The sequence below is a fragment of the Ruegeria sp. E1 genome, assembly GCF_056534225.1.
In genome coordinates this window covers 103,528-126,961 of the sequence record NZ_JBQFPE010000010.1, presented here as the reverse complement: position 1 = coordinate 126,961, position 23,434 = coordinate 103,528, and the positions used below count along the sequence as shown (strand labels likewise).

The window sequence follows — 23,434 nt, the reverse complement described above, 5'->3', positions numbered from 1 at the left end:
CTCAGGTGCCGAGGGTGTTTGTCCGTTGTGTCAATGTACCCGAGGATTCACCCAGGTCGATGGTGTGAACGGCTGTACAAGGGCGTGTTTCACCAGTTCCAGATGATCCTGACCGTAGAACGGATCTCCATTCACGATATAGGTGGGGGACCCGAATACGTTCTGGGCGCGGGCCCAGTCCGAATTCGCGGACAGCTGTCGCTGAACCATATCTGACCCGGCCTGCTCTAGCAGTGTATTCGCGTCGTGGCCCAGTTCGGCTGTGATTGCCGCCAGTGTTTCCCTGTCGGACAAATCCGCGTCTTCGCGCCAATGCGCCTCAAGCAGTCGATGCGCCATGGCGTTCGGGTCGGGACCGGTCTCGCCGAGTGCAACGATCAGACCCGAAGCCAGGCTATAATCCGCATCATGAAATGTAGGCCGGTGCCGGATAACCGGAACGCCGCGATATTGAGCCCATCGTTCAATCTCGCGCCCGAAGAAATAGTCGACATGCGCCTGGGTCCGCGCATGAAAGGGCTGGCTTCCCTGCGCCTCGACCACCGGTGACAGCAAGATCGGTCTATGCACCAATTTCACATCATGCTCAGCGCAAATCCGCTGCAGCTCTGCCGATCCGAGATAGGCAAAAGCGGAATGGGCCGAGTAGACATATTCGATAACCGACATACCGTTGTTATGCGCAATGCGGCAGGTAAAGTATAGCCTTGCCAGAGCGCTCTTATTTCGCGCAAAAGCGGCCTTTCAAATCGCGCCCCTTACCGATACATCCCATGTATGATCGCTGGCCCCTTTACTACAGGCACACATATTCTGATCGACCATTACGGCGGCGAAGGTCTTACTGACACGCCGCGGATCGAACGCGCATTGCGAGACGCTGCGCAGGCGGCGGGCGCGACTATTTTATCGGGCAGCTTTCACACATTCGGTGGGCACGGCGGAGTGACCGGCGTGCTGTTGCTGGCCGAGTCTCACATTTCGATCCACACATGGCCTGAACAGGGCTATGCCGCTATCGACATCTTCATGTGCGGCAACGCGCGCCCCGAGCGCGCCGCAGCCAGTCTGAAGGGCAGCCTGAATCCCGCACGGATCAAAGTGACCCAGGTCAAACGCGGTTTAGCGGAACCAATAGTCCCAGCCGTCCAAATAGTACCCGATCAACGCGTGTGATTGCAGCGTGTTGGGCTGCGCATCGACCCGATCTGTATCCGTGCCAAACGTTTGTGCGGCGCGCCAGACCTCGGGGTTCAGATAACGCAAACCATCGGGTAGCACGATATCCCGATCCGACAGAGGCTCCAACGAGGCCAATACGAACCCCCATTCCCCAAAGCTGGGCACATAGCTGTGATAGGGTCGCGCCGAAAGCCCCTGTGCCGGACGCTGCGGATTGCGGCTTGCCTCAATGGTCTCGACCACTGACCAGAAAGCCTCCCGAGCAAAGAACGGTGACCCTGCCTGGGTCACGAAGAGCCCTTGCCCGGTCAGACGTTCGGCCAGCAAACCGTAGAACTGCCGAGTATAAAGCCGCGACAGCACCACCGATTTGGGATCGGGCAGGTCGATGATTGCGACGTCATAAACCTGTCGGTCTCGTTCAAGGAATTTCCATGCATCTTCATTGACAATCATCACGCGCGGATCGCGCAGCGCATTGTTATTCAGTGCAGACAGGTCGGCATGATCACGAAACAGCTGGGTCACACGCGGGTCCAGATCAACGAGCGTTACGGCTTCGACCTGAGGATATTTCAGCACCTCGCGCGCGGCCATGCCATCGCCCCCGCCAAGGATCAGAATGTTGGCGCGGCGCGGGGCCAGCGCCATCGCCGGATGCACCAAAGGCTCGTGATAGCGATGTTCATCCAGTGTGTCGAACTGGATGGAGTGATCCAGAAACAGGCGAACCCTGTCGCGATAGCGGGTCACGGTGATCTGCTGATAAGGCGTCGCCTCGGCCAGAACGATATCGTCTTCGAACAGCTCGGCCTCGGCGACCGAGACCAGACGTTCGGACTGCCATAGCGCGCCGAGGGTCAGAATAAAGGCCAGCGCCCAAACCGCCACCTGCATTCTGGTCGCCCATTCGCGAAACACCACCAGCGAGAATCCGGCCACCGCAAGGTTCAATGCACCGAAGGCAAGGCTGGCCGACATCAGGCCCAGATACGGGATCACCAGTAACGGAAAGGCCAGTGAAGCGACCAGAGCGCCGACATAGTCGACGCTCAGCACGTTTTCGAACCGGAATTTCAGCGCCCCGATCTGTTCCAGCACGCGTGCAATCAACGGAATCTCCATCCCCGAGAGGATACCGATTGCGATCAGCGCAGCATATAGCGGCAAGGCTACTTGCCCCATCCAGGCGTAGTTCAGAAACAGCACCGGGGCCATAAATCCGCCAACAATCCCCAGCAGAATCTGCGCCCAGACAAAGCCTGAAAACGCGTCACCAACAAAGCGCGACAGCCACGCCCCGACCCCCATTGCCGACAGAAAGATTCCGATCACCAGCGAGAATTGGCGCACGGAATCCCCCAACAGGTAGCTGGACAGTGTGGCCGCGATCAGCTCGTAGATCAGACCAGCAACCGCCACCAGAAACGTCGCGGTCAGCAGCCACGCAGCGCGTGCCTCGACCGCACGGGTCTGGGTCATGACAGGATGACAGCGGCGATGATGATGGCCACAGCCACAAACAACAGCCCGATCAGGATCGCCAGAGCAACGTTCTGATCCTTTTCAATCTCATGCACGACGGAAAACGGTGTCATCCAGTCGATCACCTTCCAGACCACCCACATCAACGTGACGCCCAGAAAGGTGTAAAAGATGGTGCTAATAATCTCTGCAATTTGAATTGCCGCTATGTAATCCATTGATTCCTCTCTATTTAACTCGATCTGACCGATAGTATCCGCCGCCGCCGCTGCCCACCCGAACCGAGGTGTCCAGATCGCGGCTTTCAGCACCGTATCCCTGCCAGGCAACATAGCCCGTTGCCGCAACCGCCGTGACCGAGATGACAATGAAAACAATCCTGAACAGTGTCATGTCAGTCCTCGTCCACCCAGTCCGTGCCCGACCATCGGGCCTTTTGATGCAGCCACTTACGCCCGAATTGATACAGGAACAACAGCCCGAATACCCCAGCCAGAACAAGCGCCCAAAACCCGCTGGACAGATGCGAGCGCACCTCAACCATCATTCGCGTGAAGGGGCGGTCCGGGATGTTGCGGGCACCCAGCCCTCTCCAGATGCCCTGTTCCGGAACATCAAGCGACAGTGTGTAGTCCCCGGTTTTCGCTGGCCGAAAGCGCAGGCTTGCCCTTCCGTTTCCTTCGCGCCATGCCCCATCGGCATCGCGGCCCGAGTAAGCCTCGACCGTGCGGCCCGCAAGAAAAACAGGTTCCCTATCCGGGTCAAGCAGTTCAAGGTCCAGATAGGCCCAACTGTTTCTGACATTTCCCTCAAATGCGATTTGCGTGAGCTGACTGTCGGCGGTCAGCGGAATGATGATTTCAACCGGTAGCTCGTCCGGTCTGAAGGTCTGTTTTTGCAGGACAGCCTGGCCGGAGCGCTGGCTCAGCCCAAATGCCATCAGCAAACAAATCAGCGCAAATACCAGCGATGCATTCAGCAGGAAGTTGAAATTGGGACCGGCCACAAATGGCTGCAGCGGATGCACGCGGTAAGGTTTCAGGTCCAGCGAAATGCCAAAGGCGGCCTCGGCCTGTTCTTTCGGGACATAGACTGAGCGATAGGTCTCACGCTCGGATCCGGTGGTCGAAAATCCAAGCATTGCTGTATCGGACATGGCCGAAACCGTTGTGGTTTGCGCACCTCGCTCCGGATGCCAGGTGAACTCGCCCTCGACATAAGTGATCGAGCTGGTGGTTGTCTCATAATACTGATATCTGCCGTCATTGGTGGTGACGGATGGGGGGTGTTCCGCTTTCTCGACCCATCGCTCGGATATCCAGCCCGGTCCGCGATAGCGACGGGAAAACGTCAGATGCCCGGACTCAAGGGTCAGCCAGGCATAGCCATGGGTCGCAGAATAGAGCTGATGATCGATCCAGGTGTAAAGCCGTCCGCCCCAACGTTCGGTATGCTCGATCAGGCCAATGATGGTGAACTCGGCCCCAAACAGGGTGCCGCGCATCCCGAGCGAAAAAGGCGTATACGGGCGCGTTTGATCCTTGAACCGGCGCAGCGTGCGGTAATTGTCCTGCGCGTCAAGCTCTGCTCCGCAATAGGGGCAGATTTGCACAACCACCCTGCCGCCGCCCAAGACATCAAGCCCGGCCCCGCAGCTGGTACAATTGATTGCTAGCAGGTCGGAATTCCGGGTCATGACTGGCGCTCGACCTTCACGGTGAACGGGTCGTACCAGCGGCCAAAGAACCACAGCACGTTTTCGCCCCAGAATTCACCGGACAGCAACGCCTCATCCCCGGCAGAGGCATTGACGAAGGTATGGGTTTCGCCGACCTGAAGGATCTCATCGAACTGACCGCGCAGAGCGATGCATTCCGCCATTTCAACCTCGGTGACGGTAAATTCGGACGCATCGAATTGCAGTGTTTCGCCGGGTTTGAACGGAGGTGTGAACCTTGGTGCCGCGTCGCCCCGCAAACGCATCTGCCGCACGACGTCGCCCTCGTCAACGGAAATCCAGCAGGTTTCACCCATCGCATCGATGCCGCAGAACTCATCCCAGAATCCGCGCCCATAGGAGTAGCGCGCATGACCCAGAATGGTTGTGGATGTCCTTCCCAAATCGACACGATCCCCCAAGCCGAACAAAAGCGGCGCATCATGCATCTCACCCTGTTCGCCCGCCGAGGTAATCTGCGCGCCCCGCAGCATCAACGTTGTCCCGCAGGAGGGGCAGGTCGCTACTTTAATATGCTTCATTAATATTGGGCAGTTTGCCCCGCAATTCGGACAGTTCAAATCTTCCATATCCTCAAGTCGCCCAACGGGTCGAAAAGTGCAAGACAGGATTGATGTCGGCAACTGTCGACCTGGATAGATTGTTGATTTATGCCGCCCGGCAAATCCATCACCCTTGGACTTGGAGAGATCGCCCGATGGGCCGATTTCGCGATCAACACCCGGATGACGGGCTCGGGCGCGGCAAAATCCTCCGGTAACCGGGCGATGGCAAATTTAAGCTTGCCGATCTGCGCAATAACATCGGGACCGAGGAGGCAGGCCTTGGATCGGCCCAGATTGAAGGTTGCGATTTCAGATGTCGAGCCAGCCAAGATTATTCAGCTATCAATACCCATCTAATTAGATCTCTCAACGCTCGCCGTTTCGACTTTAGAATTGAAAATTTCATGACGCGGGAGGTGCGATCCTCCCCCAATTGAAGTGGTCCGCAAGAAACAGACAGGTAAAGTAATAGTCGCAAAGCTCTCTCTCTATTCGTCAGTTTCGAATAGCGGCGGGAACGGCGTGCGGATTTTGTTTTTCGCATGATATTTTCGCAAATTGATCGCAGAGATGGATGAGAGACATGGCCAAGAGCGCTGAGGCCGAAAGCTGAAATAGAAATCATACCGGGCGGGCGAAGACGCCGCCCTGTCGCAGCAATTCGGCGATCACCGCCTGAATGCCCTGTGTGCCAACCCGGTTGGAAAAGCCACACAATGTCATCAGTAAAACATTCGCTCGAAAGCTCGTGATAATCGACGAAGCGCTCCTCAAATTTCAGTAAAAACTGTCGGGCGCAAACCCCTGATAGTAATACAGATGCGGGGGCTATCCGCCTCTGTCCAGCCCGTTCATTTGCGCGATGAAATCCGCCAGCATTGGCAGGTAACGCTCTCCTTGGCCTGCAGCATCCATCGCTGCGAATGCGTTTCGCACATCCGCCTGCACCGGGTTGAGGGCCCCGACACTGTTGGCAAGGTTGGTCAGATATCGCATGTCCTTGTGGGCATTCGTTATGCTGAACCTGTGAGCATTTTCGTCCCTCTCCAGCGTCCATTTCATGAAGGTCTCGTAGAACCCGTTGGACAGACGACCGGGGCGGATGATGGAATCTACCTGATCGACAGTCAGGCCCGTTTTTTCGGCAATCGCCAGCGCCTCGGAATAGAGCGCCGCATATCCCAGTGAGATGAAGTTGTTGATCAGCTTCATCTTGTGCCCCAAACCGACCTCGCCCAGATGTACGGCCAGTTCGGACCAGCAATCCAGAACCGGTTTGATCTTTTCGAAGGTCTCTGGCGTTGCACCGACCATTGTGTCCAGTGTGCCCGCCTCGGCCTCGACCGGAGTTTTTGCCAGCGGTGCGTCGGCCAGATCCATACCCGCCGCACGCAGTTCGGCAGCCAGTTGCAGGGTTGAGACCGGATCAGAAGTCGAGCAATCAATAACGATCACGCCCTTCTTGCCCGAGGCCAGAATCCCCTGGGGGCCGCGCACAATCTGTTCCACCTGAGGACTACCCGAGACGCAAAGGTGGATGATGTCGCACTTGGCAGCCAGGTCCCTGGCTGTGTTGGCTTCGGTCGCACCACGCTGCAGCAAATCATCGACCGGCGCACGGTTGCGGTGACCCATCACAACCAGCGGATAACTCTTCTGTACGATATTCTTTGCCATGCCGTGCCCCATCAGGCCGACACCGATAAAACCGATAACAGGTTTGGTCATGCTCAGTTCCTTGTTCAAATCGGATCACGCGTTAGAGGATTGCGACCACAGATTGACGTCTCCATTGGCGGAATAGAGGTCGATCTCAGCCAATTCGTCGGGAGTAAACTCAGTGTTCTTTAGGGCCCCCACGCACTCGATGATCTGTTCTGACCTGGAAGCTCCGATCAGTGCCGTGGTGATTCCGCCGTCGCGCAGCACCCACGCTAACGCCATCTGGGCCAAAGTTTGCCCTCGGCGTTGCGCGATGGCATCCAGACTGCGCAGGTTTTTGATGGTTTTGTCGGTCAGCAAGCCCGGATTCAGCGACTTGTCATCTGCCGCCCGACTATCCTGAGGGATGCCGTTCAGATACTTCCGGGTTAACATTCCCTGTGCCAGCGGGGTGAATGCAATGGAGCCGATGCCAAGCTCTTTCAGCGTATCTTTCAGCCCGTCCGTCTCAATCCAGCGGTTGATCATGTTGTAGCTGGGCTGATGAATGATACAGGGTGTCCCCAGCTCCTTGAGGATGGTAGCCGCCTCACGCGTGCGTCGCGAATTGTAGGACGAAATCCCGACATAAAGCGCCTTGCCGGACCGCACGATCTGATCCAGCGCGCCCATGGTTTCTTCCAGCGGCGTATTGGGGTCAAACCGATGCGAATAGAAGATGTCGACATAGTCCACGCCCATCCGTTTCAGACTTTGATCACATGACGCAATCAGATATTTGCGACTACCCCATTCTCCGTAGGGTCCCGGCCACATGTCATAACCCGCCTTGGATGAGATAATCAGCTCATCCCGATACCCCGCAAAATCTGTTTTCAGGATTTTCCCAAAGGCCTCTTCGGCACTGCCCGGAGGGGGGCCATAATTATTGGCCAGATCAAAATGCGTAATTCCAAGGTCAAAGGCTGTCCGGCACAGGTCTTGCTTGAGGCTATGGGGCCTGTCCGCGCCGAAGTTATGCCAGAGCCCCAATGAGATTGCGGGCAGCTTCAGCCCGCTGGTCCCGCAATAGGAATAGATCATGTCTTCATATCGGCCCGCGTAGGGCGCATAGGAGCTTCTAGCCATAGTGAGCTGTCCTTTAAGATGAATTGACAAGGTATTCATGACATCGCGAAGGATGGGACCTACCTACGTTGTCGGTGATTTATAGCGCGCAGAAGGGTCATATAAACGTTTGTTGCTGGTTAGATAACGAGGTGTTGAACAGCAATCGGCGCCCTGTCAATGGTGCCTCGGGTCAGCCTCGGGAATCCGGGGTGTGGGGGTTGAGTGTTCACAGCTGCGTTCCCTCGCCGATCGTTGAAATCATGTAGTCGGTTCACCGGGCCTACCTCTCTCTGCTAAGCCGCACATAGGGGTAGTCGAGATCCGCGTTTTTCTCTTTGAAACGTTGCAGGCGTTCCTGTGTTTTTTGCGAGGAGTTTTCCAGATGCCGCACCAGTGCCAAGCAGGCACCTTGCCGATCTCCCGCAAGCACTGCGCCGAAAACTTCGGCGTGTTCGTCCGCGAACAGGTGCCGAGAACTGTAGCGGGGAAAGTAAAGGCTGTTGAAGACATGCACCAGCCGGCTGCGGCGCAGGATGGTCATCAAGAACTCGTTTTCACAACGCGACAGCAAGCGGTCATGAAGGTCGACTTCAAGCTGTTCCAGCCGTTGAGAATTTAGCAAGGCGCTCCGCTGGCGTGCTGCCTCAAGGCGATTAAGGCAGTCTTTGACAAACCCCAGATCGATCCGGTCAAAGCCTTCGTGCAGGGCGTGTGGCTCAAGCAGTATGCGGACCTGAAACTGTTCTGCGACGGCACGCGCGTCAAAGCGGTTCAGCACCCATTTCTGCCCGTCCAGCCGCATGATGTTATCCTCGATCAGCCGCACCTGAATGTCCCGCAATACGGTTCGGCTGATGTCGTGGCATTCGGCCAGCTTTGACGGCACGATGCGGCATTCGCCAGCACTGGCAAGTGCCAGCAACTCGAATTTGATGGCGTCATACCGTTCGATCCATTTGATCGTGGGGGCCAGTTTTTCAATATCGGCCAGCGGGTTGCCAACCTGGTCGGGAGATCGGGGCAGCGCCGGTTTCTGTGTCGCAACGGTGAAGCCGCGCTTGCCCTCGCGGGCATGGATTTGACCGGTTGCCTGCAACGCTTGCAGCGCATTTCGCGCTGTTTGACGGCTGACCTCGAAGTGATCGGCAATGATGGATTCCGTCAATACAGTGCTGCCCGGCACAAGTCCGGTGCGGATTGCATCGTCAAGCCGATCGCTGATTTGCGCATACATTGGATAGGTGCGTCCGTCGGTCACTCCGCTGCCTCCTTTTCCGACCAGTTGCCGTATCGAGCCCCGTTGTTCAATCACACTTCACGTCAAACTTGAAGAAACTACTTTTGTGTGCAAAAGTCAAAAAAGCATTGCACATCGGTTGTCAGAGCCGAGGCAGACCCAGGAGGTAAAAGATGAAATACACCGATATGAAGCGAATGATAGCCGCTGCCGCACTGAGCATTGGAATTGCCAGTCCTGCATTCGCCGAAGACATGACGATCATGTCTTCGATGCCGTCGCTGCAATTTCCGTTCTTTGTCCACATGCAAAGCAGCATCAACGACGAAGCGCAGAAGATCGGAAACATTTCGGTCATCGAAGCCGATGGCCGCAATGAATCTCCTAAACAGGTGGCCGATGTCGAAAACGCGATCGTGCAAGGGGTAGATGGAATCATCATTAGCCCAAATGATGTGAACGCACTTGCCGGTGCGATCGAGGATGCGGTGAACGAAGGGATCCCGGTCGTGACGATCGACCGCCGTGTCGATGGTGTGGATGGCTTGCTGGCGCATGTCGGCGCCGATAACGTCGCCGGGGGCGAGGCACAGGGGCAATGGGTGGTCGAACAATTCCCGGACGGCGCACGGGTGGTGAATCTTCAGGGCCAGCCTGGTGCGAGCCCTGCCATTGACCGCAATCAGGGCCTGCACAATGTGCTCGATCCGCTGAGCGACAAGTACGAGATAGTTGCCGAGCAGACCGCAAACTGGAGCCGCGAGCAAGGGTTGAGCGTGACCAATGCCATCCTGACCGGCCTCTCCGAGATGCCCGATGTGATCGTCGCCGCCAATGATGAAATGGGTCTGGGCGCGCTTGAGGCATTGCGGTCTTTGGGGGCAGAGGATCAGGTCAAGATCATCGCCTTTGACGCGGGCCCCGAGGCGCTGTTGGCCGTGCGCGAAGGTGGTCTGGCAGGCGCAGTCGATCAGTTCCCGGGCCTGCAATCGCGCACTGCGGTGCAGATCGTGAACGCCTTTGTCACCAGTGGCGAACGGCCCGAAGAGGTTGTGAACCTGATCATCCCGCGCATGATCAGCGCCGACAATCTTGAAGAGGCGGAACGGTTCGGTGAAATCAAGTAAGATCGCGCCGGGATGCGGGCGTTTCGCCCGCATCGTCCTGACCGCCATCCAGGGGCCGCACCGTGCAAACTACCGATTCACAGCCACTTCTGAAGGTCGCGGGGTTGACCAAGACCTTCCCCGGCGTGGTCGCTCTGGACACGGTCGATTTTGAGGTCGGACAGGCGGAAGTCCACGCCCTGCTTGGTGAGAACGGGGCGGGAAAATCAACGCTTCTGAAAATCCTCAGCGGTGCGCAGCCTGCAGATCGGGGCACGATGTCCCTGAACGGAACGCCGCTGAATGTCGGCACGCCGCTTGAGGCGCGCGAGGCGGGCGTTGTCACAATTTATCAGGAATTCAGTCTGATCCCGCCGCTTTCCGTGGCCGAGAACATTTTTCTGGGCCGCGAACCGCGCGGCATTCTGGGGATCCGTCACAAGCAGATGCATCGCGAAGCTCGTGAGGCGCTGGACCGGATCGGACTGGACATCTCGCCCGCCCGGCTGGTCAGCAGCCTGAGCGTCGCTGAACAGCAAATGGTCGAAATCGCTCGGGCGCTGTCGATTGATTCCAAGCTGATCATCATGGACGAACCCACCGCCGCGCTCAGCGGGTCCGAGGTAGACCGCCTGCTTGAGATTGTGCACGAATTAAAACGGCAGGGTCTCAGCGTTGTCTATGTCACCCATCGCCTGCAAGAGGTGTTCCGCGTCTGCGACCGCTATTCGGTGCTGCGCGATGGTTGCATGGTGGGGTCGGGCGCGGTTGTGAATACTGACGAAGATGGCTTGATACATGCGATGGTCGGGCGTGAGTTTTCCCATATCTTTGCCCGGCGGGACACCGCCCAAACGGGTGAAGTCGCGCTGGAGGTCCGCGATTTTTGCAGTGTTCCCAACCTGCGCGATCCGAATGCCACAACCGTCCACAACGTGTCTTTCAAAGCCCGTTTCGGAGAGGTTTTGGGCATTGCCGGTCTGGTCGGGGCAGGGCGGACGGAAACCGTGCGCATGATCTTCGGAGCCGATGACAGGTTGAGCGGAGAGATTTTGGTCGAAGGCAGGCCCGCGCAGATCACCTCGCCCAGGCAGGCGATCAATGCGGGAATCGGTCTGGTGACGGAAGATCGCAAAAAACAGGGGTGCTTTCTGGATTTGGCCGTCAACCAGAACATTTCGATGGCCTCTTTGGAACACTTATCTGGTCGGTTTGGTATATTGGATCTGGGGGCCGAGGCCCGCCTGTTCGAAGACAGCCGTGACAAGCTGGATATCAAGGTGGCCGGTGCGCGGCAGGCCATTGGCAAACTGTCGGGCGGTAATCAGCAAAAGGCGCTGATTGCACGCTGGCTGGCGAAAGCGCCGAAAATTCTGATCGTCGATGAACCGACGCGCGGGATCGATGTTCGATCCAAGGCGCAGGTCCATGACATCCTGTTCGGCCTTGCTGATCAGGGCACAGCGATCATCGTGATTTCATCTGAACTGCCCGAAATTCTGACCGTATCGGACCGTATCCTGACCATGTCCGAAGGCCGGATCACCGGCGAATTTACACGGCAAACCGCGTCCGAGGAAGTTTTGATGCAAAGCATGACACCCGCCCAGATACAGGCAAGCCCCGCACGTGGCCTTGCAGAGGAACAGATATGAGCAGTGATGGAAAAAGCCCGGTCAGCGCAGGATCCCAAGGTAAGGACAGCTCCGCAAGCCAAAGCTTTGACTGGGCCGGAATGATGGCCAAACTGGCCCCGTTGATATTTTTGGTCCTGCTGGTGGTAGTCTTCACCTCGTATAACGAACGGTTTCTGTCGACCCGCAACATCTTCAATATCCTCACCGAGGTGTCGATCTTTGGTCTGCTGGCTATCGGAATGACCTTCGTGATCCTGACCGCCGGGATCGACCTGTCTGTGGGCTCGACCCTTGCGGCGGCGGGCATTGTGGGGGCGGCGATTGTGACCGGAGGGCAGACTGAATCCTTCTCGCTGGGTGGCGGTGACAAGGAAACCGTCTGGTGGTTCTGGGCGCTGGCGGCCTCGATTACGGTCGGTACGCTTGCCGGAGCCTTGCAGGGCGTGACCACAACGGTGTTCAAGGTGCCGCCCTTTGTGGTGACGCTGGGCGGCATGTCGCTGTTTCGCGGCATCACCCTGCTGGTCGGCGATGGCGGCCCGATAAGCGGCTTTGACGCGGGCTATCGCTGGTGGGGCAGGGGCGATATCGCCGGCATTCCGGTTCCGGTCTTCCTGTTCGTCATGGGCACTGCGCTGGCGTGGTATGTGCTGAACTACACCCGCTATGGACGCAGCATCTATGCCGTTGGAGCCAACCCCGAGGCTGCGCGCCTGTCGGGGATCAATGTCGGCTTTGTCGTTGCCAGCGTCTATACGATCACCGGCTTCTGCGCAGGTCTGGCGGGCTTTGTCCTGTCGGCGCGGTTGAACTCGGCCGAGGCGGTGGCCGGGGTCGGGTTCGAGCTGCGTGTGATCGCATCCGTAGTCATCGGCGGCACCAGCCTGTTCGGCGGCATTGGCTCGGTTCTGGGCACCGCTGCGGGGGCTTTGCTGATCGGGGTGCTGCTGAACGGTCTGGTCATGCTGAACGTAAAGCCGTTCTGGCAGCAGATCGTGATTGGCATCATTATCGTCGCGGCAGTGGCCTTTGACACTTACATCAAATCCCGCAGCCGCAGCACTTGATCTGCTCTGCCCGGATCGGAGGCTGACATGAAATACAAGACCGACCTTGTGGGCGTTATCGGCCAGCCGGTCTGGGACAACCCCAGCGAGCCGATGGTGCAGGCCGCCTTTGACCATCACAACCTGCGCTGGCGCTATCTGACGCTGGAGGTCACGCCCGAAGGTCTGAGCGACGCCGTCCGAGGCCTGCGCACGCTGGGGTTTGCCGGGTTCAACTGCACAATGCCACACAAAATCGCTGTCATGCAGTATCTGGATGAAATCGCGCCTTCGGCGGCGCTGATCGGCGCAGTGAATTGCGTTATACGGCGCGACAAACGCCTGATCGGGGAAAACACCGACGGGCGCGGTCTGGTCCGGGCGCTGCGGGAAGTTACCTCGCCCACGGGACAGCACGTCGTTCTTCTGGGCGCGGGCGGTGCAGCGCGCGCCATTGCGGTTGAACTGGCCCTGGCCGGCGTCAGCGAGATTACCGTGGTTAACCGGGACATAAGCCGGGGCGAAGACTTGGTCGCGACTCTGTTGTCGGATGCAGTTCAGCAGCAAGTGGGCACGATAACGGCGCGCTTCATGCCGCTGGACGGGCAGGTCCGGTTGCCTGAAGGGACCGACATATTCATCAATGCGACTTCCATTGGAATGTACCCAGACGCGGGCGCGATGGTGCCGCTGGATACCGGGACACTGTCCCCGTCCACCCTTGTGATCGATGTCATCCCTAACCCGCCGCTGACGCCCTTGCTGCAGCAGGCACAAGGCATCGGCTGTCAGGTCATCGACGGGCTGGATATGCTGATCGAACAGGGCCGGATCGGGATCGAGCTTTGGACCGGGCATAATCCGGACAAACACGCCATGCGCCGTGCACTGGAACGGGATTTTCTGGACTAAACTATCTGGGGCCAGCTTCATGCATCCCGGGCATTTGTGCGGCAGTGTTTTAAGCGATTGGAACCCGCTCATTCAGATAGTTGAGGCAATGTTTCTCAGAGAGTTTTGCGATGGCACCGGGTTGAATAGCCGAAAGCGGTTAGGGCAACCGGTTTACACCTGGCTCGGCGATCCGTCCCAAACTATCTAGTCGGCTGCCTGTTATTTTGGGGGATTTAAGCTGCATCATTTCAAAGGCGTTCGCGTTTGCCATCCTGATCGCATCCACCGTCGGGCCGCCAACGGTGTGAACCATCCGTCGCAGCGAGTCAGCAAGTGTGATATGCGCACCGGCCAGAGACCCTTGCGCGTTGACCAGCCGTCCGCTGTCGACGCGGATTATCTCACTGTACAATTCGAAATGATCCGGGCCACCCACGGTGGACATGGCATCTGATACAAGGATCATGCGGTTGGGTAGGGGTCTAGCGCGTGTTGCAAGGGCAATCATATCGTCACTGACATGATGGCCGTCGGCGATGATCCCGCACCAAACGTCGCTGTTGATCGCCGCCCCGGTGATCATGGGCGCGCGTGATGCCATCTGAGGCATCCCGTTGAACAGATGGGTAAAACAGCGTAGTCCCTCGGCAAGTGCCCGCCGGGTTTGATCCGCCGTTGCCGCACTATGCCCGGCCGAGACGTTGACGCCGATGCGGGTCAGCCGGGCGATGAGACCGGGTTCGACGGTTTCCGGGGCCAGTGTCAGAAGTACCGGGACACTCCTGTGCCGCAGTCCTTCCACCACCGCCATCGTGCGGGCATCAAAGGGCCGGATGTACGCAGGGCTATGGGTGCCTTTGTGCGCCATGCTGATATGCGGCCCTTCGATGTGAATACCTAAAACACCATTTTTCCCCAGCTCATCGGCTACCGCCTGCGCGGCGCGCTCCATGATCTCGGGGCGGTCGGTGATCACTGTTGGCAGCAGGAACGCGGTCCCTTCGGCATTATGCGCCTGCGCGATCCTGCGGACGCCCTCGCGAGTAGGTGCGTTGTTGAGCATCACGCCACCCCCGCCATTGACCTGAACGTCAAACAACCCCGGCGTGATCAAAGCATTGGTCCGTTCGACAGGCGCGTCTGTGGGGATCGTGTTGAGCGGCACGATATCCGTCACAATATCCCCCTCGCAGGCCAAAGCGGTATCGTTCAGCAGGTCTTGCCCGTCGAACAGAGCTTTGGGGAGGAGGTAGCGCATCCGGCATCCCTCAGAAGAAATAGGGGCGCAGGGCTTGCTGGATCTGCGCAAGGACAAGCGCATCGGCCCAGTTTTCCCCTTTCGCCCGCAGGGGTTCCGCCGTCGCAATGACCTGTGGCGCAAAGCACTGCTCCAACACCGGATCAGGTGGGCAATCCGGGCCGAGCGCCGCGAACAAGTCAGACACAGCCGTTTGGGCCTTTGGATCGGGCCAGTAATAGCGGATGCGGTCGGCATAGCCGAAATGCCGCTGTAGATGCAGCTCGGCTGCGGTCCCGACATAGTGTTTCTGCCAGTGCCCGGGCTGGTCCAGCATGATCTGCTCCATTCGGTGCATCAGCTTAGGGGCGTCCTGTGCCAGTAGCCCGTGCAGATGATCCAGCGCATAAAGGGCCTGACGATAGGCAAAGGTCAGGGCAGGCCCGACTTTCAGGACGCTGAATTGCCGGGCGGCGAGGTTCGGATAGACCTCGGGGTATTGATAATCCGTCGAGTGGGCCTCGAAACAAATTTGCGGCGTGTCCGAGAGTGCCTGCGACAAGTGATCCGGCGCGCTGCGGTCGAAGTGGTCGATATGGGTGGGGGCGAATTCCAGACCCGGTTGTACCACCAACCCGATGACACGGGGCCATGCTTGCACCACGCCTGCGGTCTCGAATGCCGCCCGATGGATTTGCAGCGTCTTGCGAGCGTGCGCAGGGTCAGTGGGGGTGATCCCCTGACCCTCTTCATCCGCTCGGGCCCCACCGGGCGGCGGCACTTCGGTGCCAATCACATAGCTGAGGCGTTCGGGATTGGGGGCCGCAGCCTCGCAGATGGCGGCCAGATGGGCGGCGCGCTGCGCCGAGGTCTGATCATCAACCTGCGCAGATTCACCGACGCAGCCCTCGGAACAATCGAGATGGATTTTGGTAAAGCCTGCCTGCACATAAGCGCGCATCAGCTCTTCGGCCTTGGCCATGGCACTGTTGGCGGTTTCGCTGCGCCACGCTTGTGGCCCAAGGTGATCGCCGCCGAAATGTATCAAGGAGGGATCGGTGCCGACCTGTTGCGCGATTTCATTTACAAAGCGGATGAAATCCGCGGGCCTCATCCCGGTATAGCCGCCGAATTGATTGACCTGATTGCTGGTTGCCTCAACCAGAACCGGGCGCTGCATATCTTGTGCCATCAGCAGCGAGGCGCGCAGAACGTCCGGTTGAGCCGAGCAGACAGAGGGGATCGCGACCGGCTCTCCAGCCCGGTTGCGTGCGTTCAGGTCGGCAAAAAAGCTCATGGGTTCAGTCCTGTTTCAGGCATCGGGGCGCACAAGTAGCGCGGCACCACGTGTGCCGCTGCTGTCGCCGAATTTCGGTTTGCGGATAATGGGCGCACGCAAGCCGGGCAGGGCGACGCGGGCCAGTGCGTCGGCAAGGTTACGTTCCAGCCCGTCGATCTTGCTGAGGCCACCGCCCAGCACGATGCAATCCGGGTCGATATGCAATTGCAGGCTGTGCAGAAGCTCTCCGGCGAGGTTCAGCCAGACCTCGAAGACATGGCTGGCGTCGGTATCACCTTGCGCGGCAGCGGCCATAACCTCGGGTGCGGTCTGGTGTGCCCCGATGAGTGTTTCGGCCAGCCGTGCCAGCCCGGTGCCGGACAGGTAGGTCTCGAAGCACCCCTGCCGGCCGCAGCCGCAGGGCAGAATCGGCAAATTGTACCGCGCCACTAGTGGGGCGGGCAGGGCAGCGTGGCCGACCTCGCCCGCCAGCACATTTGGCCCGGGCAGCAATGCGCCATCGACCACGACGCCGCCGCCAAGACCTGTGCCGAGGATCAGGCCGAATACGGTATGATATCCATCCCCCGCTCCGCCAACCGCTTCGGACAGGGCAAAGCATTTGCAATCATTGGCCAGCCGGATACCCCCGCCGCTCCGCGCTTGCACATCTGCCCCCAGCGGTTCTCCGTTGGCGGGCAGGTTGGCTGTGATCGAGTAGCCGGTGACAGGATCGATCAGGCCCGGAATGCCGATACCGACCGGCAGGTCGGGTTGCCCAGAGCCTGCCCGAAGCCATTTGATTTCACCGATCAGCGCCTCCAGCAGGTCGCTATAGTTCTCCTGCGGTGTTGATATGCGGCGCGAGGTGAGGGGGGTCAGATTACCGTCAAACAACGTCGCCTCGATCTTGGTGCCACCAAGATCAATGCCGCCGCAGGCCGCAATCTCAGACATAGAGGCGGACATGGCTGACCACCCGACTGAGGTTGCCGCCCTCGAACGGGTTATCCACGTTGAGGCCCAGCGATTTCGACCACGCTACAGACAGCACCTGCGCCACCAGCACATAAAGCGCGGTATTCCAGACATCCGGCAGGCTGGTGGGCAGGCTCAGATCGGGCGTATTGCCGTGAGCGGGATCGCCGATGCTGATGGTGGTAGAGGCCGGAAACTGGCTGCGCAGTTCGGTCACGATGTCGTCGTCATACTTCCTGGTCAGCGGGTCAGAAGACAGGAATACGAGGACAGTGGTGGCGTTATCCGTAATGGCCTTGGGGCCGTGCCGAAAGCCCAGTGTGCTATCCCACGCCGTCACGACCTGACCTGCTGTAAGTTCCAGCACTTTCAAAGCGGATTCTCGTGCCGTGCCCAGATAAGGACCCGATCCCAGAAATACCGCGCGCTCCGGGCGCGGCAGTTCGGGGATGTTCTGAATCAGATCACGGGCAGCGCCTGCCAGCGATTTGATATTGCCTGTAATCTCGTCCTCGGAAGCGCCGGACAGACAGGCCAGGGCGGTCAGCAACATGGTGGTGTAGCTTGAGGTCATGGCAAAACCCTGATCGTGACAGGCATCGGGCAGAGTGATCACTTTTTGTGCCCCGGGCCCCGGATGCGCGCGCGTAGTCAGCGCGCTGTCAGCGTTGCAGGTGATGTTCAGCCGATCCGCTGCCGGGCAGATGCGATCCAGCAGGTCCAGTGTTCCCGACGTCTCGGAACTGTTGCCGGATCGCCCGAACGAGACGACCAGCGGGTGCAGACCCGGCTTCAGATAATCTGCAGGGCGCGCAACAAGATCGGTCGAGGGGACATTGCGAACAGGTATACCGTTCAGCAGCTCGTCCAGATGCACAGCCAGTGCATCAGCGATAAAGGCCGAGGTGCCCGCACCTGTCAGCCAGATCACATCCGGGCGGCGATCAGCGATCCAGTCCGTTATCTCTACCGCAATACCGGGCAGAGTATTGGCCCAACCCTGCCAGATATCCGGTTGCGCGGCGATTTCCGTTTCTGTCGCCCAAGTCGTCTTGGTCATGAATTAGGTCCGTTCACTCAGGGTTGGTCAGTCAGATTCAGGAACATCAGCCAGATGAAGCTGAACATTCATGCTGTGCAGTTTCTGTTGCATATCGACGGGCATGGTCGCATCCGAAACGATGGCATCCACCTTGGTCAGGTCACAGATGCGGTGCAGTTTGGTCGCGCCGAATTTGCTGGCATCGGCCAGAACGATGACCCTGCGGCTGGCGTGGATCATGGCGCGGTTCAGATGGGCCTCTTCCTCGCTGAAGGTCGACAGGCCAAGCGCTGGGTCGACCCGGTCCGCCCCTAGCAGGACGGTGTCAAACGACATTGTTTCCAGCGTGGTTTCGACCAGACGACCGCTGAGAGACATGGCGTTCTGACGCAACACACCGCCGGTCAGCATCAACTGGTGCTGCGGGCAATCATGCAGCGCCAGCATGAGATTCAATCCGGTCGTCATCAGAACCTTCGATGGCGCGTGCCGCAAGTGCTCGCCGATGAACTGAACCGTCGACCCGGAATCGAGCAGGATCGAGTGATCCTCGGCGATCAGATCGGCGGCCAGCGCGGCAACCGCGCGCTTGGCCCGTTTGTTGACGACCTCTTTGTCGTGAATGGTCGGCTCAAGCTCAGCGCTGCTTTCGCTTTCCTGAGCGGCCATCGCCATGGCCACCGCAATGCGTAGATCGGGCAGACCTTTGAAGCCATAACGGCGGCCGAACCGGATCAGGCTGGGTTCGCTGACTCCGATGCTGTCAGATAACTCACGCAGAGGTTGGCGGATAAACTGGGTTGGATTGGCCAACAGAAACTCGGCCACATTGCGCAAGGCGCGCGACAACTCGGGCAGGTCGCTTTCGATCTGATTCAAAATGTCAGCATTTTCGGTCAAGCCGACCCCCAATCCCACACGCGTAAATATCAGTAAAACTACATTAGCGAAACAAATGGGAAATACAACTCCCTAATTCACTTCCTAAAAAGTACGCAAAACTCAAGAAATGTTGCAAAACTACATATGACGCTCTAATGTCCGATTCGATATCGCCGCCCGTGGCGAAACCTTGAGGGAGGAATTCTTGTGTCTCACATCAAACTTTCCGGTCTGAGCCTGATCGCCGGCCTGACCGCCAGCGTGGCTTTTGCCGAAACCGAAATCACCTATTGGTCATTCTGGAACGAACCCGAGCCACAGGCGCAAGTTCTGAAAGCTTTGATGGATGAATACAGTGCGGCAAATCCGGATGTAAGTTTCAATGTGGTCTGGAACGGACGCCAGAACCAGACAACCGTGCGGAATGCTCTGGCGGGCGGCACAAGTATCGACCTGATGGACGCGGACATGGATGGCCTGAATGGTGGTCTGGTCGGGCAAGGCGCAGCGGTTGCGCTGGACGGTCTGGTTGCCTCAGAGTCGCCTGATGGCGGAACTGTGGGTGCGGCGCTCTATCCCGCTCTGTTGGCCAATGCAGAACTGAACGGATCGGTCGAGCAGTTGCCTTACGCCTTTTACACCTATCAGATTTTCTACAACGCAGCCCAGTTGCGGGATGCGGGCGTGGCCGAGACCCCCTCGACCTGGGCTGGTTACGTGGACGCCATGAAAGCCGTGAAGGACAGCGGGATCAATGCGATTGCGGTGGAAAGCGATATCGCGTTCTACAACATCAACTGGTTTAACTACCTGCTGGCGCGCATCGCAGGCCCCGATTTCGTGCTGAAAGCGGCCGAGGACAAAACCGGCGAAACATGGCGCGACCCTGCCGTGCGTCAGGCGCTGGAGCTTGAGGCCGCCTTGTGGGCCGACGGCCTGATCCCCGAGGAAAGCAAAGGCTATCAGTGGCCTGCCGGTCAGCAGACTCTGGCGTTCGGCGAAACCGCGACCGAACTGGTTGGTTCGTGGTTGCCCATCGAACTGGCCGATCAGGTGGAAGATGGCTTTGAATGGGGCGCGATGAACTTCCCCATGGTCGAGGGCGGGAAGGGTGACGTGAACGACACCATCATCTACGCGGTCAGCTTTGCCATCCCCGAAGGTGCCGAAGATGCCGAAGCAGCGCAGGATTTCATCAAATTCGCGCTCAGCAAATCGGCGCAGCAAAAGATGGCGGACGACGCGCTGATTGGTGTCGCTAACGCCTCGGTCGAATGGGCTGACGTGATCGCGGACAGCCGCGAGGCGGTGGCCAATGCGACTAGCCTGCTGTCCGAAAACCTGGGCCTCAAGGTTGCGTATGCGGATTATTCCAGCAACATCTATGAAGCGATGCACAACAAGGTGTTCCTTGGCCAGATCACCGTTGATGAGTTCATCGACGGCATGGTCGAGCAGACTAAGGGCTATTGGGAAAACCGCTGATTTCAGCATCTGACCGGCCCTGACACCGGGGCCGGTTATCAAAGGACAGGGTGGAGCACATGATCGGCAAGAGACTTATCGGGTTCTTCGTAGCGCCCGCTCTGATCGTTTATCTTTGCTTTTTCCTGATCCCTACCGGCTTTACCTTCTACTTCAGCTTGTTCGAATGGTCGGGTTTTGGGACCGAGGCCAAGTTCATCGGCCTTGGCAACTATCGCCGCCTGTGGAACGATCCGACATTCTGGCTGAGTTTCCGCAACACACTGGCCTTGCTGTTTGTCGGTGGGTTTTTCGTCTTCTTTCTGGCCTTCCTTTACACCATCCTGATCAATTCGGGCATCTGGGGCAAAAAGCTGTTCCGACTGGTGTTCTTCCTGCCCAACGTAGTCTCGGTTGTCGCTCTGTCGGCGATGTGGGCCTATATCTACAACCCGCGCTATGGGTTGCTGAATTCGTCCCTCAAAGCCGTTGGTCTGGATGAGATGGGGCGTACGCTCTGGACATCGCCCGACAACATATTCTGGGCGATGCTGGCCGCGCTGGTCTGGGTGTTCACCGGGTTTTTCCTGATCCTGCTGCTGGCGGGCGTCGATAAAATCCCGCCCGATATGTACGAGGCCGCCGATCTGGAAGGCGCAAGCCTGTGGCACAAGTTCTGGTACATCACCGTGCCGATGATCTGGGACGTGATGACGATTTCCTTTGTCATCTGGATCATCAACGCTGTGAAGATGTTCGAGTTTCCCTTTGCGTTCGGCTTCCTGCAAGTGCCGCAGCAGCTTTATACGCTGGGGATTTACCTTTACATCATGGGCTTCGGCCAGCGTGACCCGATCTATCAACTGGGCTATGCCACCGCGATCGGCGTGGTGATGCTGGTGTTGGCGTTTTCGCTGATTGTCCTTGTCCGCCGCCTGATGCGCCGCGATCAGTTGGAGTTCTGAGCCATGACCCTTCTGCGCCGCCTGCCTGCCTACATCGCCATCTGGGCCTGGGTCGCCTTCACTGTCGCCGCAATCCTGTGGGTGGTGATGAGCGCGTTCAAGTCCAAGCGCGAGGTGCTGCGATCCGGCCTCAAACCTCCCGCCGAATTACGATGGGAAAACTTCGAGACCGCGTGGAATGTTGGGAGGCTGGGTGAGTTCTTTTCGAATTCGGTCGTAATTGTCTGCCTGTCGGTGCTGTTGATCCTCGTGGTCTCGACCCCGGCGGCTTATGTGCTCAGCCGAGCAAAGTTCCGGGGCCGCGAGGCGCTGACCAATCTGTTCGTCATCGGCATGGGCATCCCGATTCCGATGTTGTTCATCCCGATCTTCGGCATCCTCGCATGGCTGCGCCTGTCCGACAGTCTGACCGGCCTGACCATTGTGTTCGTGGCGATCTCGATCCCCTTTACCGTCTACCTACTGACCGGGTTTTTTGCCTCGCTCCCGTCCGAGCTTGAGGCCGCATCCCTGCTGGACGGGTGCAGCGATTTTCAGACCTTCCGCTATGTGATGTTGCCGATGGCAATGCCGGGTGTGGCAACGGCGGCGATCCTGAATTTCATCTGGCTGTGGAACGAATACCAATTGTCGCTGGTGATCCTGAACAGCCCGGAAAACCGGACCCTTCCGCTGGGCCTTTATTCGCTGCAGAACGCGATGCAGTACACCAGCGACTGGCCCGGCCTGTTTGCCGGTGTGACCATCGTCATCATCCCCACCATCCTTGTCTATGCCATCCTGTCCGAGAAAATGATCGCGGGAATGACCATGGGCGCCGTGAAGTAAGGACCGACCCAAGTGACCGCTTTCGAAGCCATTTCCCTGGACAAGCACTATGGTGATTTTCACGCGCTGAAAGACATTAACCTGAGCGTTGAACCGGGCGAATTCATCGTGCTGGTCGGTCCCTCGGGCTGCGGCAAATCCACCCTGATGCGCACGATTGCGGGGCTGGAAAATGTCACCTCGGGCGATCTGAAGATCGACGGGCGGTCGGTCACCGGATTGCTGCCCAAGGAACGCGACGTGGCGATGGTGTTTCAGTCCTATGCGCTCTATCCGCATATGACGGTGGCCGAGAATATCGGTTTTGGCATGAAGATCGCCAAACGCCCCAAGGCCGAGATCCGCGAAAAGGTTCTGGCCGCCGCTAAGGTTCTGAAGATTGAGGATTATCTGAACCGCAAACCCAAGGCCCTGTCCGGAGGTCAGCGCCAGCGCGTCGCCATCGGACGCGCCATCGTGCGCGATCCCAAGATTTTCCTGTTTGATGAGCCGCTGTCCAATCTCGACGCTGCTCTGCGCGTGGAAATGCGGGTCGAACTGGCGCGGCTGCACAATCAGCTGGATGCGACCATGATCTATGTGACCCATGATCAGGTCGAGGCAATGACGCTGGCCGATCGCATCGTGGTGATGAACGCGGGCGAAATCGAGCAGATCGGAAGCCCACTGGACCTGTTCAACCGTCCGCGCAACAAGTTTGTGGCCGGGTTTCTGGGGCAGCCGCCCGCGATCTTCGTGCGGCTGGACGGGTACGAGTTCGGGGCGCAGGGCCTGACCGTACAGTTCTCGGACACGTCGGTCATGTTGCCGCTGTCTGACAGTACGGACGGCATACCGGTCGAGATCGGATTGCGGCCTGATTTCTTTGAGCTGGACCCTGAAAACCCCAGCCTGTCGCCGAAGGTCGAGGTGGTCGAGCAGCTTGGCGACACCACGTTGCTTTATACGCGCCTGCCCGATGGTCAGGCGGCCACGGTTCAGCTGTCCGGGCAGGTCAAGGCCAGACCGGGTGATCAGGTCCCGCTGCGGGTCACTTGCAAGTCACCAATGCTGTTCGATGAGGCGGGGTTGAACCTCTACGCCTGAGTCATTGGCTTCTATGCCACTGAAGCAGAAG

At 58.5% G+C, this 23,434-nt stretch carries 24 protein-coding genes; 9 read left to right on the top strand and 15 right to left on the bottom strand.

The features are described 5' to 3' along the window. Positions 1-30: 30 nt before the first annotated feature. The gene (locus tag ACR0FG_RS14095) at positions 31-669 is read right to left on the bottom strand and encodes a DsbA family protein (RefSeq protein ID WP_480893622.1); all 639 of its coding nucleotides are present in this window, start codon (positions 667-669) and stop codon (positions 31-33) included. Between the two features lie 108 nt (positions 670-777). On the opposite strand from ACR0FG_RS14095, the gene speD reads away from it, so the two are divergent. Then, positions 778-1,176, top strand: a complete 399-nt coding sequence (gene speD, locus ACR0FG_RS14090) for an adenosylmethionine decarboxylase (RefSeq protein WP_480893621.1) — start codon at positions 778-780, stop codon at positions 1,174-1,176. Here speD and ACR0FG_RS14085 read toward each other — a convergent pair. The 9 genes from ACR0FG_RS14085 to ACR0FG_RS14045 form a co-directional block, all read right to left on the bottom strand. Continuing rightward, the gene (locus ACR0FG_RS14085) at positions 1,123-2,664 is read right to left on the bottom strand and encodes a polyamine aminopropyltransferase (RefSeq protein ID WP_480893620.1); all 1,542 of its coding nucleotides are present in this window, start codon (positions 2,662-2,664) and stop codon (positions 1,123-1,125) included. The genes speD and ACR0FG_RS14085 overlap by 54 nt on opposite strands. Then, positions 2,661-2,885, bottom strand: a complete 225-nt coding sequence (locus ACR0FG_RS14080; RefSeq protein ID WP_480893619.1) for a DUF350 domain-containing protein — start codon at positions 2,883-2,885, stop codon at positions 2,661-2,663. The genes ACR0FG_RS14085 and ACR0FG_RS14080 overlap by 4 nt, the downstream gene beginning before the upstream one ends. Positions 2,886-2,895: 10 nt before the next feature. After that, positions 2,896-3,060 (bottom strand): hypothetical protein, encoded by a 165-nt coding sequence (locus ACR0FG_RS14075; protein WP_480893618.1) that lies wholly within the window; start codon positions 3,058-3,060, stop codon positions 2,896-2,898. 1 nt (position 3,061) lies between these two features. Continuing rightward, entirely contained in the window at positions 3,062-4,363 is a 1,302-nt protein-coding gene (locus ACR0FG_RS14070; protein ID WP_480893617.1) for a DUF4178 domain-containing protein, read from the bottom strand. Next, positions 4,360-4,878, bottom strand: coding sequence for a DUF4178 domain-containing protein (locus tag ACR0FG_RS14065; RefSeq protein WP_480893616.1), 519 nt, complete (start codon positions 4,876-4,878; stop codon positions 4,360-4,362). Before ACR0FG_RS14065 ends, ACR0FG_RS14070 begins: the two co-directional genes overlap by 4 nt. A gap of 83 nt (positions 4,879-4,961) precedes the next feature. After that, on the bottom strand, positions 4,962-5,279 hold the full coding sequence (locus ACR0FG_RS14060) for a hypothetical protein (RefSeq protein WP_480893615.1): 318 nt from the start codon (positions 5,277-5,279) through the stop codon (positions 4,962-4,964). 499 nt (positions 5,280-5,778) lie between these two features. Continuing rightward, complete coding sequence (locus ACR0FG_RS14055; RefSeq protein WP_480893614.1) at positions 5,779-6,678, bottom strand: NAD(P)-dependent oxidoreductase; 900 nt, start codon at positions 6,676-6,678, stop codon at positions 5,779-5,781. A 24-nt stretch (positions 6,679-6,702) separates the two neighbouring features. Next, on the bottom strand, positions 6,703-7,740 hold the full coding sequence (mgrA, locus tag ACR0FG_RS14050; RefSeq protein WP_480893613.1) for an L-glyceraldehyde 3-phosphate reductase: 1,038 nt from the start codon (positions 7,738-7,740) through the stop codon (positions 6,703-6,705). A gap of 262 nt (positions 7,741-8,002) precedes the next feature. Continuing rightward, positions 8,003-8,980 carry a GntR family transcriptional regulator gene (locus tag ACR0FG_RS14045; RefSeq protein ID WP_480893612.1) on the bottom strand — a complete coding sequence of 326 codons (978 nt, stop codon included), beginning with the start codon at positions 8,978-8,980 and terminating at the stop codon, positions 8,003-8,005. A gap of 152 nt (positions 8,981-9,132) precedes the next feature. On the opposite strand from ACR0FG_RS14045, the gene ACR0FG_RS14040 reads away from it, so the two are divergent. The 4 genes from ACR0FG_RS14040 to aroE all read left to right on the top strand — a co-directional run bounded on the left by ACR0FG_RS14040 (position 9,133) and on the right by aroE (position 13,660). Continuing rightward, positions 9,133-10,086 (top strand): substrate-binding domain-containing protein, encoded by a 954-nt coding sequence (locus tag ACR0FG_RS14040; protein WP_480893611.1) that lies wholly within the window; start codon positions 9,133-9,135, stop codon positions 10,084-10,086. 62 nt (positions 10,087-10,148) lie between these two features. Beyond that, entirely contained in the window at positions 10,149-11,720 is a 1,572-nt protein-coding gene (locus tag ACR0FG_RS14035) for a sugar ABC transporter ATP-binding protein (RefSeq protein WP_480893610.1), read from the top strand. Beyond that, complete coding sequence (locus tag ACR0FG_RS14030) at positions 11,717-12,769, top strand: ABC transporter permease (protein ID WP_480893609.1); 1,053 nt, start codon at positions 11,717-11,719, stop codon at positions 12,767-12,769. Before ACR0FG_RS14035 ends, ACR0FG_RS14030 begins: the two co-directional genes overlap by 4 nt. Positions 12,770-12,796: 27 nt before the next feature. Next, the gene (gene aroE, locus ACR0FG_RS14025) at positions 12,797-13,660 is read left to right on the top strand and encodes a shikimate dehydrogenase (RefSeq protein WP_480893608.1); all 864 of its coding nucleotides are present in this window, start codon (positions 12,797-12,799) and stop codon (positions 13,658-13,660) included. A gap of 139 nt (positions 13,661-13,799) precedes the next feature. On the opposite strand, the gene ACR0FG_RS14020 is transcribed toward aroE, so the two are convergent. Genes ACR0FG_RS14020 through ACR0FG_RS14000 form a run of 5 tightly spaced genes read right to left on the bottom strand, consistent with a single transcriptional unit; the run spans position 13,800 to position 19,078 of the window. After that, on the bottom strand, positions 13,800-14,900 hold the full coding sequence (locus ACR0FG_RS14020) for an N-acetylglucosamine-6-phosphate deacetylase (RefSeq protein ID WP_480893607.1): 1,101 nt from the start codon (positions 14,898-14,900) through the stop codon (positions 13,800-13,802). A 10-nt stretch (positions 14,901-14,910) separates the two neighbouring features. Further along, positions 14,911-16,176: a class II D-tagatose-bisphosphate aldolase non-catalytic subunit gene (locus tag ACR0FG_RS14015; protein ID WP_480893606.1), complete on the bottom strand. Its 1,266-nt coding sequence runs from the start codon at positions 16,174-16,176 to the stop codon at positions 14,911-14,913. A gap of 15 nt (positions 16,177-16,191) precedes the next feature. After that, complete coding sequence (locus ACR0FG_RS14010) at positions 16,192-17,127, bottom strand: ROK family protein (RefSeq protein WP_480893605.1); 936 nt, start codon at positions 17,125-17,127, stop codon at positions 16,192-16,194. Continuing rightward, positions 17,108-18,196, bottom strand: a complete 1,089-nt coding sequence (locus tag ACR0FG_RS14005; protein ID WP_480893604.1) for an SIS domain-containing protein — start codon at positions 18,194-18,196, stop codon at positions 17,108-17,110. Before ACR0FG_RS14005 ends, ACR0FG_RS14010 begins: the two co-directional genes overlap by 20 nt. Before the next feature lie 27 nt (positions 18,197-18,223). Continuing rightward, the gene (locus ACR0FG_RS14000; protein ID WP_480893603.1) at positions 18,224-19,078 is read right to left on the bottom strand and encodes a transcriptional regulator; all 855 of its coding nucleotides are present in this window, start codon (positions 19,076-19,078) and stop codon (positions 18,224-18,226) included. A 189-nt stretch (positions 19,079-19,267) separates the two neighbouring features. Between ACR0FG_RS14000 and ACR0FG_RS13995 the strand changes: the two genes are divergently transcribed. From ACR0FG_RS13995 to ACR0FG_RS13980, 4 genes are read left to right on the top strand one after another with little or no spacing between them, the layout of a single operon-like run. After that, positions 19,268-20,545, top strand: coding sequence for an ABC transporter substrate-binding protein (locus ACR0FG_RS13995; RefSeq protein ID WP_480893602.1), 1,278 nt, complete (start codon positions 19,268-19,270; stop codon positions 20,543-20,545). Between the two features lie 59 nt (positions 20,546-20,604). Further along, positions 20,605-21,489 (top strand): carbohydrate ABC transporter permease, encoded by an 885-nt coding sequence (locus ACR0FG_RS13990; protein WP_480532129.1) that lies wholly within the window; start codon positions 20,605-20,607, stop codon positions 21,487-21,489. Between the two features lie 3 nt (positions 21,490-21,492). Then, the gene (locus ACR0FG_RS13985) at positions 21,493-22,317 is read left to right on the top strand and encodes a carbohydrate ABC transporter permease (protein WP_480532131.1); all 825 of its coding nucleotides are present in this window, start codon (positions 21,493-21,495) and stop codon (positions 22,315-22,317) included. A 12-nt stretch (positions 22,318-22,329) separates the two neighbouring features. Beyond that, positions 22,330-23,403 (top strand): ABC transporter ATP-binding protein, encoded by a 1,074-nt coding sequence (locus ACR0FG_RS13980; protein ID WP_480893601.1) that lies wholly within the window; start codon positions 22,330-22,332, stop codon positions 23,401-23,403. Positions 23,404-23,434 lie beyond the last annotated feature (31 nt).

Bases quoted from the DNA above. Each gene is read 5' to 3' on its own strand.
- ACR0FG_RS14095 (WP_480893622.1), bottom strand. From the start codon at position 669: ATGTCGGTTATCGAATATGTCTACTCGGCCCATTCCGCTTTTGCCTAT.
- speD (WP_480893621.1), top strand. From the start codon at position 778: ATGATCGCTGGCCCCTTTACTACAGGCACACATATTCTGATCGACCAT.
- ACR0FG_RS14085 (WP_480893620.1), bottom strand. From the start codon at position 2,664: ATGACCCAGACCCGTGCGGTCGAGGCACGCGCTGCGTGGCTGCTGACC.
- ACR0FG_RS14080 (WP_480893619.1), bottom strand. From the start codon at position 2,885: ATGGATTACATAGCGGCAATTCAAATTGCAGAGATTATTAGCACCATC.
- ACR0FG_RS14075 (WP_480893618.1), bottom strand. From the start codon at position 3,060: ATGACACTGTTCAGGATTGTTTTCATTGTCATCTCGGTCACGGCGGTT.
- ACR0FG_RS14070 (WP_480893617.1), bottom strand. From the start codon at position 4,363: ATGACCCGGAATTCCGACCTGCTAGCAATCAATTGTACCAGCTGCGGG.
- ACR0FG_RS14065 (WP_480893616.1), bottom strand. From the start codon at position 4,878: ATGCTGCGGGGCGCGCAGATTACCTCGGCGGGCGAACAGGGTGAGATG.
- ACR0FG_RS14055 (WP_480893614.1), bottom strand. From the start codon at position 6,678: ATGACCAAACCTGTTATCGGTTTTATCGGTGTCGGCCTGATGGGGCAC.
- mgrA (WP_480893613.1), bottom strand. From the start codon at position 7,740: ATGGCTAGAAGCTCCTATGCGCCCTACGCGGGCCGATATGAAGACATG.
- ACR0FG_RS14040 (WP_480893611.1), top strand. From the start codon at position 9,133: ATGAAATACACCGATATGAAGCGAATGATAGCCGCTGCCGCACTGAGC.
- ACR0FG_RS14030 (WP_480893609.1), top strand. From the start codon at position 11,717: ATGAGCAGTGATGGAAAAAGCCCGGTCAGCGCAGGATCCCAAGGTAAG.
- aroE (WP_480893608.1), top strand. From the start codon at position 12,797: ATGAAATACAAGACCGACCTTGTGGGCGTTATCGGCCAGCCGGTCTGG.
- ACR0FG_RS14020 (WP_480893607.1), bottom strand. From the start codon at position 14,900: ATGCGCTACCTCCTCCCCAAAGCTCTGTTCGACGGGCAAGACCTGCTG.
- ACR0FG_RS14015 (WP_480893606.1), bottom strand. From the start codon at position 16,176: ATGAGCTTTTTTGCCGACCTGAACGCACGCAACCGGGCTGGAGAGCCG.
- ACR0FG_RS14010 (WP_480893605.1), bottom strand. From the start codon at position 17,127: ATGTCCGCCTCTATGTCTGAGATTGCGGCCTGCGGCGGCATTGATCTT.
- ACR0FG_RS14005 (WP_480893604.1), bottom strand. From the start codon at position 18,196: ATGACCAAGACGACTTGGGCGACAGAAACGGAAATCGCCGCGCAACCG.
- ACR0FG_RS13990 (WP_480532129.1), top strand. From the start codon at position 20,605: ATGATCGGCAAGAGACTTATCGGGTTCTTCGTAGCGCCCGCTCTGATC.
- ACR0FG_RS13985 (WP_480532131.1), top strand. From the start codon at position 21,493: ATGACCCTTCTGCGCCGCCTGCCTGCCTACATCGCCATCTGGGCCTGG.